Origin of the sequence: Actinomadura sp. BRA 177 (assembly GCF_013372625.1) — a bacterium.
GTDB lineage: Bacteria > Actinomycetota > Actinomycetes > Streptosporangiales > Streptosporangiaceae > Spirillospora.
Genome location: NZ_JABXFD010000247.1, coordinates 1 through 12,101, shown reverse-complemented (window position 1 = coordinate 12,101; position 12,101 = coordinate 1). Strand labels below are relative to the sequence as shown.

15 protein-coding genes are annotated in these 12,101 nt (G+C 71.9%); 11 read left to right on the top strand and 4 right to left on the bottom strand.

Annotated features, from left to right (window positions below; genetic code table 11):
* Positions 1 to 110: 110 nt before the first annotated feature.
* The 10 genes from HUX53_RS10190 (at position 111) to HUX53_RS10145 (ending at position 8,569) form a co-directional block, all read left to right on the top strand.
* Positions 111 to 314: a DUF397 domain-containing protein gene (locus HUX53_RS10190; protein ID WP_176402913.1), complete on the top strand. Its 204-nt coding sequence runs from the start codon at positions 111 to 113 to the stop codon at positions 312 to 314.
* Positions 315 to 861: 547 nt separating this feature from the next.
* Positions 862 to 1,977 (top strand): exo-alpha-sialidase, encoded by a 1,116-nt coding sequence (locus HUX53_RS10185; RefSeq protein WP_176402912.1) that lies wholly within the window; start codon positions 862 to 864, stop codon positions 1,975 to 1,977.
* Positions 1,974 to 2,270: a MoaD/ThiS family protein gene (locus HUX53_RS10180; protein WP_176402911.1), complete on the top strand. Its 297-nt coding sequence runs from the start codon at positions 1,974 to 1,976 to the stop codon at positions 2,268 to 2,270. Before HUX53_RS10185 ends, HUX53_RS10180 begins: the two co-directional genes overlap by 4 nt.
* Before the next feature lie 126 nt (positions 2,271 to 2,396).
* Positions 2,397 to 3,362 (top strand): hypothetical protein, encoded by a 966-nt coding sequence (locus HUX53_RS10175; RefSeq protein ID WP_176402910.1) that lies wholly within the window; start codon positions 2,397 to 2,399, stop codon positions 3,360 to 3,362.
* Positions 3,363 to 3,451: 89 nt separating this feature from the next.
* A complete protein-coding gene (locus HUX53_RS10170) occupies positions 3,452 to 4,414 on the top strand; it encodes an NAD-dependent epimerase/dehydratase family protein (RefSeq protein ID WP_309237147.1) in 963 nt (320 codons plus the stop codon).
* On the top strand, positions 4,411 to 5,562 hold the full coding sequence (locus tag HUX53_RS10165) for a glycosyltransferase family 4 protein (RefSeq protein ID WP_309237146.1): 1,152 nt from the start codon (positions 4,411 to 4,413) through the stop codon (positions 5,560 to 5,562). Before HUX53_RS10170 ends, HUX53_RS10165 begins: the two co-directional genes overlap by 4 nt.
* Positions 5,563 to 5,575: 13 nt before the next feature.
* Positions 5,576 to 6,304 (top strand): hypothetical protein, encoded by a 729-nt coding sequence (locus HUX53_RS10160; RefSeq protein WP_176402909.1) that lies wholly within the window; start codon positions 5,576 to 5,578, stop codon positions 6,302 to 6,304.
* Positions 6,301 to 6,654 carry a hypothetical protein gene (locus tag HUX53_RS10155; RefSeq protein WP_176402908.1) on the top strand — a complete coding sequence of 118 codons (354 nt, stop codon included), beginning with the start codon at positions 6,301 to 6,303 and terminating at the stop codon, positions 6,652 to 6,654. Before HUX53_RS10160 ends, HUX53_RS10155 begins: the two co-directional genes overlap by 4 nt.
* Entirely contained in the window at positions 6,654 to 7,769 is a 1,116-nt protein-coding gene (locus HUX53_RS10150; RefSeq protein WP_176402907.1) for a glycosyltransferase family 4 protein, read from the top strand. Before HUX53_RS10155 ends, HUX53_RS10150 begins: the two co-directional genes overlap by 1 nt.
* Positions 7,766 to 8,569 (top strand): hypothetical protein, encoded by an 804-nt coding sequence (locus HUX53_RS10145; protein ID WP_176402906.1) that lies wholly within the window; start codon positions 7,766 to 7,768, stop codon positions 8,567 to 8,569. The genes HUX53_RS10150 and HUX53_RS10145 overlap by 4 nt, the downstream gene beginning before the upstream one ends.
* On the opposite strand, the gene HUX53_RS10140 is transcribed toward HUX53_RS10145, so the two are convergent.
* Positions 8,566 to 9,087: a YceI family protein gene (locus tag HUX53_RS10140; protein ID WP_176402905.1), complete on the bottom strand. Its 522-nt coding sequence runs from the start codon at positions 9,085 to 9,087 to the stop codon at positions 8,566 to 8,568. The two genes, HUX53_RS10145 and HUX53_RS10140, sit on opposite strands and share 4 nt — an antisense overlap.
* 5 nt (positions 9,088 to 9,092) lie before the next feature.
* Positions 9,093 to 9,494 carry a nuclear transport factor 2 family protein gene (locus tag HUX53_RS10135; protein WP_176402904.1) on the bottom strand — a complete coding sequence of 134 codons (402 nt, stop codon included), beginning with the start codon at positions 9,492 to 9,494 and terminating at the stop codon, positions 9,093 to 9,095.
* Positions 9,495 to 9,582: 88 nt separating this feature from the next.
* Between HUX53_RS10135 and HUX53_RS10130 the strand changes: the two genes are divergently transcribed.
* On the top strand, positions 9,583 to 10,107 hold the full coding sequence (locus tag HUX53_RS10130) for a TetR/AcrR family transcriptional regulator (protein ID WP_176402903.1): 525 nt from the start codon (positions 9,583 to 9,585) through the stop codon (positions 10,105 to 10,107).
* On the opposite strand, the gene HUX53_RS10125 is transcribed toward HUX53_RS10130, so the two are convergent.
* Both HUX53_RS10125 and HUX53_RS42490 read right to left on the bottom strand, forming a co-directional pair.
* Entirely contained in the window at positions 10,104 to 10,889 is a 786-nt protein-coding gene (locus HUX53_RS10125; protein ID WP_176402902.1) for a VanW family protein, read from the bottom strand. The two genes, HUX53_RS10130 and HUX53_RS10125, sit on opposite strands and share 4 nt — an antisense overlap.
* Positions 10,890 to 11,114: 225 nt before the next feature.
* Positions 11,115 to 12,077, bottom strand: a complete 963-nt coding sequence (locus HUX53_RS42490) for a diacylglycerol kinase family protein (protein ID WP_176402901.1) — start codon at positions 12,075 to 12,077, stop codon at positions 11,115 to 11,117.
* Between the last annotated feature and the right edge of the window lie 24 nt (positions 12,078 to 12,101).

The following is a 12,101-nucleotide window of genomic DNA, read 5'->3' as shown; positions in this document are numbered from 1 at the left end:
GACGACCCCCGCCTCGCCCTCACCCCCACCACCTGGCAGAACCTCACCAAATGCATCAAGAGCGGCACACACGACCTCCCTTAACCTCAGCGAGGCCAGGAGGCACTGGCATGAACAACTTCCCGGACGTCCAGTGGCGCAAGAGCAGCCGCAGCGGCGGCCAAGGCGGCAACTGCGTCGAGGTCGCAGCCCTCGCCCCCACCATCACCGTCCGCGATTCCAAGGACCCTGACGGCCCCCGCCTCACCCTCGTCCCCGCTGCCTGGCAAGCGCTCACTGACCACATCAAGAGCGGCACACACGACCTCCCCTGACGTCCGGCGTGGCTAGGAAGTGGGGTTTCGCCGTGCGCGTGGGGGGTGACCAGCCTTGTTCGGTCAGTTGGGTATGGACGAGGTCGGCGATGGTCCGCGATTCTGCGGCCTCGTCGGCTGCGCCGGTGCTTTCGGATACGGCTGCCCAGTACCGCAACGCTGAGATGACCAGCGACCATTGAGTTCCGCTCAGGGTCATCGTGGATTTCTGGGCGGGCGCCGGCCAGGTTTCGAAGCCCTGTGATCGGTGGATGAGTTCATGCCGACCGAGCGTCGCCAGCCCGCCGGCGGCCTGTCAAGCGGTTGAGCCCGGAGGTGCGGCGGGTTGGAGCGGACAGCGAACTGGATGGGCTACCGCGGGTCGCACCCCGGGTGAGGTGAACGGGATTCCTTGAGCGCCGACTCCGAGCGGTCGTAGCGGCCGGCGGCCTCTGCTACTGGCGATCATGGCCCGTCGGCGGGACGGTGGGCGGGCGATGAGTTTTGTCGGTGGTGGGGGTCAGTATCGGCGGTCGGAGTATGCCGAGGGCGCTCGGAGGGAGCAGCCATGAGCGGAGTGCGGGTTCTGGTCGGGACGCGGAAGGGCGCGTTCATCCTCACCGCGGACGGGGCGCGGAAGGACTGGGAGGTCAGCGGGCCTCACTTCGGCGGGTGGGAGATCTACCACGTCGCGGGGTCGGCCGCCGATCCGTCGCGGCTGTACGCGTCGCAGTCGACGGGGTGGTTCGGGCAGCTGATCCAGCGGTCGGACGATGGCGGCGCGACGTGGCGGCCGGTGGGGAACGAGTTCGCCTACGAGGGCGTGCCGGGGACGCACCAGTGGTACGACGGCACGCCGAAGCCGTGGGAGTTCAAGCGGGTCTGGCATCTGGAGGCGTCGCCGACGGATCCGGACACCGTCCACGCGGGGATCGAGGACGCCGCCCTGTTCCGGTCGGTCGACGGCGGGGCGTCGTGGCAGGAGCTGCCGGGGCTGCGCGAGCACGGGTCCGGGCCGTCCTGGCAGCCGGGCGCCGGCGGGATGTGTCTGCACACGATCCTGCGGGATCCCGTGGACGCGGCGCGCATGTACGTGGCCATCTCGGCGGCGGGCGCGTTCCGGACGGACGACGCCGGCAAGACGTGGAAGGCGATCAACCGCGGGCTGCGTTCGGGGGGCATCCCCGATGAGGACGCCGAGGTCGGGCACTGCGTGCACCGCATCACGATGCATCCGGCGCGTCCCGAGGTGCTGTTCATGCAAAAGCACTGGGACGTCATGCGCAGCGACGACGCGGGCGAGAACTGGCACGAGATCAGCGGCGACCTGCCGAGCGACTTCGGGTTCCCGATCGCCGTTCACGCGCACGAGCCGGACACCGTGTACGTCGTGCCGATCAAGAGCGACTCCGAGCACTACCCGCCGGAGGGGCGGCTGCGCGTCTACCGCAGCCGCGTCGGCGGGAACGAGTGGGAGCCGCTGACCGAGGGGTTGCCGCAGAGCCACTGCTACGTGAACGTGCTGCGGGACGCGATGGCCGTCGACTCGCTTGATTCGTGCGGCATCTACTTCGGTACGACGGGTGGGCAGGTGTACGCGTCGTCCGATGCCGGGGACACGTGGGAGCCCATCGTCCGCGACCTGCCGGCCGTGCTGTCGGTGGAAGTCCAGACGCTGCCATGATCCGCGTCGTGCTGCCCGCACACCTGCGCGTGCTCGCCGGTGTGCAGGGCGAGGTGGAGCTGGACGTCCCCGAGCCGGTCACGCTGTGCACGGTCCTGGACGCCCTGGAGGCCCGGTATCCGGTGCTGCGCGGGACGATCCGCGACCGCGCCACCGGACGCCGCCGCGCGTTCGTCCGCTTCTTCGCCTGCGAGGAGGACCTGTCCCACGACCCGCCAGGGAGCGTCCTCCCCGAGCGGGTCGCGGCGGGCGCCGAGCCCTTCATGGTCGTCGGCGCCATGGCCGGGGGCTGACCCGGATCGGGCAGGCGCGAAGGGCCGGATGATCTTCGTGGCCGAAGCGAAATCTGTTCGTGGGCGGGCCGTCGCCTCGCGTTCCTAGCATGATCCGCCGCATTGAGGGCGGACGAGGAGATGGCGATGAGGGTGAGTTTCGATCCGGCTTACGACGATCACGCGGTGCTGGACGCGGTGGCCGCGTTGCGGGCGGGAGATCGGCGGCCCGCAGCGGCGTTACTGCGGGAGACGGGCGACGACTGGGACCGCAAGGCGCACCGGGTCGGCAGGCTCGCGCACGACGAGGACTGCCACCGGACGATCGCGGAATGGGTGGCGGCGGAGCCGGGCAGCGCCGACGCCCACATGGTCAACGCGCGGGCATTGGTGGTGCAGGGCTGGGCGATCCGCGGCAGTGCCTACGCCAGGTACGTCCGCGAGAGCGCCTGGTCCGACTTCTTCGATCGGCTTCACGCGGCCGACGCCGCCCTGTCCGCCGCCATGGCACGCGCGCCGCAGGACCCAACGCCGTGGGGGATCGCGGTCCTGCTGGCCCGCGGACTGCAGGTCCCCCGGACCGAGTTCGAACGACGCTGGGACGGGCTCGTCCAGCGCGACCCGGCGCACGTCACCGGGCACTATCACGCGTTGCAGTACCTGTGCGCCAAGTGGAGCGGCTCCCACGCCGAGATGTTCGGCTTCGCCGAGCGTGCCTCCGCCGGCGCGCCACCCGGCTCGCCGCTGCACGCCCTGTCGCTGTTCGCGGTGATCGAGTACGCGATGGCACTCACGGACGGCCGGGAGGAGGGCGAGACCGAAGCGCTGTTCTGGAAGGGTTTCCAGGCTGCCCAGGCGGTGGACAGGGCCGTGGATCTCTGGGAGAAGCCCGCCGCCGAGAAGGGGACGCCCCCGCACGCCAGGGCCGTGTTCGACCGGATGCACCTGGCCTTCTGCGCCTCGCGGATCGGTTCCGGGGCCATCGCGGCCCGCCAGTTCCGGGCCATGGGGCCCTACTGCTCGGACATGCCCTGGAGCAGTTTTGTCATCCTGCCCCGGTTCCGGACCCGCGTACACCGCCGGCTCACCCTGGCCTTCCATCGGCGTCCCTGAGCGGTTGCCCGTGCCGGGTATGCCGTGTCCCGGTTGAACAGGGACAGGAGCCCTGTCCGGGTTTGGGCGGCGGCGGATAAAGTGCCCGCGTGCGGGTGGTCGTTACAGGGGCGGCGGGGTTCATCGGGAGCCATGTGGTCGACGCGCTTTCGGGCGCGGGGCACGAGGTTCTCGCCGTTGACGCGCCCTCGCGGTCGCTGGCGCCCGACGTGGCGCGGCGGACGTGGGCGGAGGTCGCGGCACGGCCGGGGGTCGTCGCCGCTGATGTTGATCTGGCCGTGGACGAGTTGGACATCGTCACTGGGGTGGATCTCGTCGTGCATCTGGCGGGGCGGCCGGGCGTGCGGGACTCGTGGGGGCCGGGGCGGGCCGTGGCCGAGCGCGACAATGTGACGGCTACTCGGCGGCTGCTCGCGGCGTGCATGGAGGCCCGGCGCAGGCCGAAGGTCTTGGTCGCGTCCAGTTCGTCGGTGTATGGGTCGGCGGGGCGCAGGCCGAATCGGGAGGACGATTCGGTCAAGCCGGAGAGCCCTTACGCGGTCAGCAAGGTTGAGGTTGAGCGGCTCGGCAGGCTCGCGGCCGACGACGGGCTTCGGGTCGTGCTGCTCAGGTACTTCTCCGTTTACGGGCCACGGCAGCGGCCCGACATGGCGTTCCACCGGTTCGTTGAGGCGGCGCTGGACGGGCGTCCCCTGCCGGTGTTCGGGGACGGTCTCAGGTCGCGCAGCTTCACGCATGTAAGGGACGTCGTCACGGCGACGCTCGCGGCGGCGGCCGAGGATTTGCCGCCCGGTATCACCATCAATGTCGGTCATCGCGAGCATGTGGCCGTGCGGGACGCGATCGCGATGCTGACGGGTGCCTTGGGTGTGCAGGCGGAGATCCAGCGGGAGACGCCCGTGGCCGGTGACGCCGCCCGGACGTGGGCTGACACGAGGCTCGCCCACAAGCTGCTTGGTTGGGTACCCGCGGTCGGTCTCCGAGATGGGCTCCACGACCAGATCGCCTGGCATCGGGCGCTGCGGACGATGGAGGAGGTGCGGGTCGGGTGAGGCATAGGGCGGCCTATGTCGCGTTCGATCGGTTCCCGTCCAGCAAGGGGTCGGCGGTGCACATCGCGCAGATGGCCGACGAGCTGTTCGACCGGTACGGCGGCGGGCTCCTCGGCGCGATCGGCGGCGGTGACCTGCCCCGCTACCAGCGGGAGGGGACGCGGGAGATCGCGCGGTTCGACGCGCAGATCCCGAACCTCATCGACCGGGCCGAGGCGTTCTCCGGTTGGGTCGCCGATCATCTGGCACCGCACTGGGAGACGCTTGAGGTCTGCCACGTCAGGGACCCGTGGAGCGCGCTCCCGGCGGTCGCGGACGGACGGCGCCACAAGGTCGTCTACGAGGTCAACGGCCTGCCGTCCATCGAGATGAGCCACACGTGGCCGTGGGCGGCGCCGAGCACGCTCGGCAAGATCCGCGAGCTGGAGCGGTTCTGCCTGGAGCGCAGTGACGCGATCGTGGTGCCGTCGCGGGTGATCGGCGGCGCCGTCCGCGAGCGGGGCGTGCCCGAAGACAGAATCCATCTGGTGCCGAACGGCGCCGACGTTCCCCGTGAAACCGAACGGCCGGCGGATGCGCCTGAACGGTATGTCGTCTATGTCGGCGCCATGCAGCCGTGGCAGGGCCTGGACGTGCTGATGCGCGCGTTCGCCCGGCTCGCCGACCTGCCCGAGCTGCGGCTGGTGGTCTGCGCGTCCGTCCCGGAGCGGCGGGCGAAGCCGGTGCGGCGGCTGGCCGAGCGGCTCGGGGTCGCCGAGCGGATCGACTGGCGGTTCACGCTGCCGCACCACGAGGTCGCCGCGTGGCTGGCGCACGCGGCGGTGTCCCTCGCCCCGCTGACCGGCTGCGCCCGCAACCTGGACCAGGGCTGCGCGCCGCTGAAGGTGATCGAGTCGATGGCGGCGGGCGTGCCGGTCGTCGCCTCGGACCTGCCGGCGGTCCGCGAGCTGATGGCGGACGGGGAGCACGGGCGGCTCGTCCCGGCCGACCGTCCCGCCGAGCTGGCGCGGGCCGTCCGCGTCCTGCTGGAGTACCCGGACGAGGCCGCCGCGATGGGGCGGCGGGGCCGCGAGCACATCGAGGAGGGCCTGACCTGGGCGCGGTCGCGCGCCCGGCTGGCCGAGGTCTACCGGACGCTGGATCGATAGGTGGTGCGTCATCATGTTCTGGCGTAAGCAGAAGGCCGCCATCGAGCGGTTCCATCCGCTGCACAGGGCGCTCACGCTGGAGCGGGGCTTCTCGGTCTCGCTGCGCCGCGACGACTGGGAGCCGGTGATCGCGAGCCTCGCGGGGCACGGCACCGTGGTGCGGCGGCGCAAGTGGCAGCTGTCCCGGCGGGTCCCGGCCGTCCTCGTGCCGCTGCTGCGGGTGCTGGCCGCCGACATGCCGCCGGACGGGGTGCTGTCCGTCGCGGCGGACCTGCGGGGCGCCGACCTTCCCGAGAAGCGCGGCCCTCAGCACGACGTGCCCGTCCAGCGGCCGGTCATCTCGATGAAGCAATGGTACGCGGTGGACCCGTGGCTGCAGATGCGGGCGGAGCTGCGGGACGGCAGCGTCCTGGAGCTCGTCGTCACCGACCGGGTCCGCTACCGCAGGCGCAAGAAGCGCAACCCGCGCGGCAAGGTCAAGGTGAAGACCAAGACGAAGACCACGCAGCTGGTGCGGGTCACGCGGCGGCTGGCCAAGGACGCGGTCGTCCAGCGGCCCGCGTCGCCGCCGCCGCGCTGGGTGAAGGTCCAGGTCAAGCCGGGGAAGCGCATGGTGATCCGGGTGAACGGGAAGCTGCGCGGCGCGCAGGAGGGCAAGGCCATGCTCGACCGGATCCTGGACGTGTCGACCGAGCCGTTCCGGTGGACGCCGCCCGGCACGGCCGCGAGGAGGACGAAGTGACCCGCTGCACCGTGACCACCGGATTCTTCGTGCTCGGACGCTGCGGGCAGGCGGCGGTGGCGTCCTGCCCGCACTGCGCGCGCCCCGTCTGCGCGGCGCACGCGGCACCGGGCGGGATGTGCCCCGAGTGCGCGGCGGCACGCGGGTACGGGACGCAGGACCCGCACCACCCGGCGTGGGCGGGCGGCCGCCGGCGCGAGTACTACCAGCGCAGCTCGCAGACCTACCGGGACACCTACTGGTACTCGACGTTCGACGAGTACGACCGCGGGGCGTTCAACCCCGGCGACGACTACTCGTACGGGGGCGACTGGGGGCCGGACGACGACACCGGCTTCGTGGACAGCTGATGCCCCGCGTCCTGTGGCTCACCGAGCACTATCCGCCCAGCCAGGGCGGCATGGCGCAGTCGTGCGACCGGATCGTGCGAGGCCTGCGCGGCGCCGGCGCCGAGGTCGACGTCGCGCACCTGACGCGCCGCGCCCGCCCGTGGGGCGTGAAGCGCGAGCACGGCGGGCGGCTGCTGACCGCGCCGCTCGGCGACGACTCCGAGCACGCGCTGCGCCGGCTGTGGACGACGATCACCGCCGAGGACCTCACCGGTTACAGCCATGTGGTCGCGTTCGGCGGCGTGTACGCGATGCTCGGCGCGCCCGTCCTGTCCGCGCTGCTGGACGTGCCGCTGGTCACGCTGCTGCGCGGCAACGACATCGACGTTGGCGCGTTCTCGATGCGGCGGCGCGGCGTGCTCGCGGACGCGCTGCGCGCCTCGTCCCGCGTCTGCGTCGTCGCCCGGTCGCACGCGCCGCTGGTGACGGCGCTGGCTCCGGGCGCCGCCGTGGCGTTCGTCGCGAACAGCGTCGACACCGCGCAGTGGCGGATCCTGCCGTCCGAGCGGGCCAAGGGCCTGGCGTGGCGGGACGAGAACGTCGAGCCGGGTCGCCGGACGATCGGCCTCATCGGGCAGCTCAAGGTCAAGAAGGGCATCGGGTTCCTCCTGGACGCGCTCGAAGCGTCCCGGCACACCGACAAGTTCCATCTGGTGCTCGTCGGCGAGGTCGAGGAGTCGGTGCGGGAGTGGCTCGCCGAACGCGAAATCCCGCACTCGTTCCTGCCGTTCATGGAGCGGTACGACCTGCCGGCCGTCTACGCGAGCTGCGACCTCGTCGCGCTGCCGTCGTTCTATGACGGCATGCCGAACGTGGCGCTGGAGGCGGCCGCGCTCGGCGTGCCGCTGATCGCCTCGGACGGCGGCGGCCTCGCCGACCTCGTGGACGACGAGATCGGCTTCACGTTCCCCGCCGGCGACGCGCACGCCTGCCGCGCGGCGATCGACCGGGCGGCGCGGGCGGGCGCCGAGGAACTGGCGAAGCTCGGCGCGGCGGGCGCGGAACGCATCCGCCGCGACTTCACCCCGGCCGCCGAGACCGCCGGGTATCTGGCCGTCCTCGACGCCGCCCGATGATCGTCTGCTACGCGTCCGGCGACGGCCTAGGCCACCTCACCCGGCTCCGCTCCTTCCTCCACACCCTCTCCCGAACCGACCCGTTCCCGAGCGGGAGGCTGGACGGGCTGGTGACCGTGGTCACCGGGTCGAGGTTTTCGGAGGATCCGCGCGTTACGGGTGGGTGGGACGTTGTGGAGGCTGCGGATCTCGCCGAGTTCGAAGCGGACGAGGTGATCGTGGACGCGTTTCCCGCCGGGATCAAGGGTGAGCTGACTCGCTTTCCGTCCGGGATGCGGCTCACGCATCTGGCACGGTTGCTGCGCTGGGACGCATACGAACCTCTGCTCCCCGCCGACCCGCCGCGCTTCGACCGCACGTTCGTCCTGGAGCCGCTGGACCCGGCCCACGAGGCTTACCTGCGCGACGTGTCGGACGAGGTCGTCCCCCTGGTCCTCACCGATCCCCCATCGGAGCCGATCGACGTCGATGGATGGCTCATCGTCCACAGTGGGCCCGCCCTAGAGACCCTCGAACTCGTCGCCTACGTGCACGACATGGCGTCCGCCGAAGGGGTCGCCCCGCCCATGACCCTGGTATCGCCCCATAGGCCGGACGACCTCCCCCCAGGCGTCACCCACCTGGACGTCTACCCGGCCTACACGCCAGGCCCGAACGTCGAGCGCATCATCACCGCGGCCGGTTTCAACGCCGTCCGCCAGTACGCGCCCTGGCGCGACCGCCACCGGATGCTGCCTTTCCCACGCAGCCTGGACGACCAGTTCGCCCGCGCCGCCCGTGCCAGGCGAGAAACGCGCTAGACGGGAAGCTTGAGGTCGAACTCGACCTCCACGTCGTCGGCGAGCCGCAGCGCGCCGAAGAACGCCGAGTACGGCTTGATCCCCCAGCGGGTCTGCGTCACGGTCACGGAGCCCCGGACGCGGTCGCCGTCGCGGGAACCGCCGATCCGTACCGGTTTCGTCCGGCCCATGATCGTCAGGTCGCCCTCCACGGCGTCCTCGCCGACCGCCGCCGCGACGAAAGTGATCTCCGGATACCGCGCGGTGTCGAGGACCTTGCGCAGGTTCTTCTTGATGTCCTTGCGGTCCTGGTCGGACAGCGGCAGCGCGCCGCCGGTACCCTCCCGGACCTCCAGCGCGTCCACCTCGACGGTGACCTCGACCGACGACGCGTCCAACGGCTCCCTGGCCTCGACCCGCGCCGACCAGCGGGTGGCCTCGATGGTCAGGTCGTGGCCCGCCCGCCGGCCGAGCCCGCTGCGGCCCGTCCGCACGAGCAGCCGCCCGTCGTCCGGCCCCAGCTCGAATGTTCCCTCCATGCCTCTCACCCTGCCATGCGGCGCTCCGCGGCCTCGATCGGGACGTCGTTGATGCTCGCCTCGCGCCGCCGCATCAGGCCCTCGTCGTCGAACTCCCACTGCTCGTTGCCGTAGCTGCGGTACCACTGGCCGTCCGGGTCGTGCGACTCGTACTCGAACCGGACCGAGATCCGGTTGCCGGTGTAGGACCACATCTCCTTGCGCAGCTTGTAGTCGAGTTCCTTGGCCCACTTGCGGCGCAGGAACGCCTTGATCTCCTCGCGCCCGGTGATGAACTCGTCCCGGTTCCGCCAGACGGAGTCCTCGGTGTAGGCGAGCGCGACCCGCTCGGGATCGCGGCTGTTCCAGGCGTCCTCGGCGGCCTGCACCTTGGCCCTGGCGGTCTCTTCGGTGAACGGCGGCTTCATCGTTGCCTTCCCTTCGAGCGAACTGGAGAACGATCGTTCTCTCACCTATCCTAGAGAACGCACGTTCTCGCCCGCAAGGAAGGTGGCCATGGACCAGCGCGAGGCCGAGACCCGGGCACTCGACGCCGCCCGGACGCTCTTCTACGCGCGCGGCGTCCAGGCCGTCGGCATGGACGACATCCGCGCCGCGTCCGGCGTCTCCCTCAAGCGCCTCTACCGGACGTTCCCGTCCAAGGAGGCCCTGGTCACCGCCTACCTCGAACGGCGCGACCTCGACTGGACGGCAGCATTGCGGGACTACGTCGCCACCCGCGACGACCCCGTCCCGGCCGTGTTCGACTGGCTGGGCGAATGGTTCGCGAGCCCGGACTTCCGCGGCTGCGCGTTCATCAACGCGTTCGGTGAGCTGGGCGCCACATCGCCGCCCGTCGCGGCCGCCGCGCGCGCACACAAGGACCGCCTCCGCCGCTACCTGCGCACCCTCGTCGCCGGCGAGGCCCTGGCCGACCAGCTCCTCCTGCTGATCGACGGCGCGACCGTGTCCGCGGCGATGAACGACGACCCGTCCGCCGCGTCCACCGCCCGGCGGGCCGCCGAAGCCTTGCTGCGCTAGACGCAATTCACCTTCGGCTGGGGGCGGTACTCGGTGTGGAACTTCTCGCGGCGCACCTTGCGGCCGCCGGAGTACAGCGTCCGCCAGACGTCGATCTTGAAGCCCTTCCGGCCGACCATGGTGACGCACTCGCGGCCATGGCCCACACCCGTCCGGTACGGCTTGAACCCGTAGCGCTTGGACGTCCGCGACCGCACCTCGTACGTGCGCTCGCCCCACAGATTCACCGTCACCGACGAGCCCGTGTAGGCGACCTGGATGCGCACCGGGCGGTCGGTGTCGTTCTTCCAGGTGAAGTCGAGCTGCGGGTAGGAGACGGCGGCTTCGCGCCCTTCCGGGTACTCCGGCATCCACATGGTGTGGGCACGCGATTTCTCGATGTCGAGGCCGGCCCGGAACACGGCGTTGAACAGCGTCGTGGACACCTGGCAGATGCCGCCGCCCACGTCCTTCACCAGCCGCGCCCCCATGATCGCGGGCGCCGGCACGTAGCCGCGGCTCTCGGTGCGCGGCCCGACGACGTCGTTGAACGAGAACGTCGCCCCCGGTTCGACGATGTGACCGTCCAGGATCCGGGCCGCGAGCTCGATGTTGCGCACCCGCGGCTCGCCCGGCTTGAAACGCGTCGTGTAGGTGCTCATCGGCCGCGCCCGCGCCGCCGCGTCCGCCGGCTTCGGGACGGGACGCTCCGGGACGGCCGGCGCCGCCGACGCCCCCTGCTCGCGCGGGACCTCCAGATAGGCGCCGAGCAGCAGCCCGGTCGTCGCGAGGGTCCCCGCCACGATCGGCCACCACTGCCGGACGCACTGCCGCAGCGGCGGCTGGCGACTCGGCTGATGACGGCGCCGATACCGGCCCGGCCGGGTCCGTCCCACGACTCACACCCCCCGAAGATCCCCCACCGGGATCCTGCACCGGACCCTGCCGCCCCGCCGGGGCCGACTCCCGCGCCTTTACCCGAACAAGACCGGCACCCGACCAACCCGGGCGCCGATCTTGACGTGCCGCTACCCGACCGCCGGGCGCAGCACCGCGAGCGCCCCGGCGTGCTTGCCGAACCGGACCGCCGGCGGCAGCGACGAGACCTCGCCGTCGCGCGCCAGCCGCAGCCCGCCGCCCGGGGCGACGATCTCCAGCCCGCTCGTCCGCCACTCCCGGTACCCGGGCGTGATGTGCAGATGCCCGGCGAGGATCGCGGCGACCGCGCGGGCCCGCGGGACGCGCCGCCCGGTCGTGATCATCCGGACGTCGAGCCGCCCGTCGTCCAGCCGGGCGCGCCAGGTCGGCGCGGCGCCCCGCGACCCGAAGACGCAGTTGCCGACGAACGCCAGCCACACCCGCGCCCGGCGGCCGTCCACCTGCAGCTCGACCGGCTCGGAGTGCCGCAGCGTGCGGACGGCGGCGACCGCGAGCGCCGGCCACTTCCCGATCCGCTTCTGCAGCCGCTCGCGCCGGTCGACCAGCTCGGTGTACGCGCCGAAGTTCGCGGTGTTCAGGAACAGGTGCTCCTCGTCGCGGCCCGCGCCGGCCGCCGGCGCGACATAGGAGACGTCCACCCGGCCGAGCCGGCCGCTCCGGTAGGCGTCGATCGCCTCCATCGCCGACTCCACGCCGAGCGCGCGGGCGAAGTGGTCGAACGTCCCGCCGGGGACGGCCAGCAGCGGGACGTCGTGCTTCAGCGCGGCCCGCGCCGCCGCGTTCACGGTGCCGTCCCCGCCGACGACCGCGAGCACGTCGGCGCGCTCGGCCGCCTCCCCGAACGCCTTGTCGATGTCGGCGTCCGGTTCCAGCCGGACGATCTCCGCGGCCGGCAGCTCGTGTTCGAGCAGGCCGAGCGCCGCCTCCGGGCGCCCCGGCAGCGAGATCCCCGCCTCGCCGCCCGCGCCCGAGCCGGTGTTGACGACCACGACGAGGCCGCGCCCGTCCTCGGCGACCTTCGCCCGCTCATCGGTGCCCCCGACCGCGGCCACGGGCGCCGGGTCTTATACACATCT